We start from the raw sequence: 281 nt of genomic DNA on the forward strand, positions 1-281 counted from the left end.
GAATGCACCAGAACCGTTTGCAGGCATCCGCTCTAGCAATTGTTGTAGGTTGTCAAAACCCATGTTAGCAATATCGTCTTTATTCAAAGATTGTACTGGTGAAGGTCCTTCAATATCGGTGCGTTTGATACGAGAACCGGTCACTTCAATTCGTTCAACCTTTGCATCGGCACCTGCATCAGCAGCTTGTGTAACAAAGGCGATAGGTGCAAGAGATAGTGATACAGCGATAGCGCAAGCGCTGCGTAAAAGGTTAGTTTTTTTCATGATCATCCTTAACG

General features: G+C 44.5%; 1 protein-coding gene. It reads right to left on the reverse strand.

Features of this window, described 5'->3' with window-relative positions:
* The coding region (locus AAEY72_RS14580; RefSeq protein WP_352311244.1) for a hypothetical protein at window positions 1-267 on the reverse strand (267 nt) is incomplete at its 3' end.
* Between the last annotated feature and the right edge of the window lie 14 nt (window positions 268-281).

It is taken from the genome of Psychrobacter sp. W2-37-MNA-CIBAN-0211 (assembly GCF_040309405.1).
In the GTDB taxonomy this organism is placed as follows: Bacteria; Pseudomonadota; Gammaproteobacteria; order Pseudomonadales; family Moraxellaceae; genus Psychrobacter; species Psychrobacter glaciei.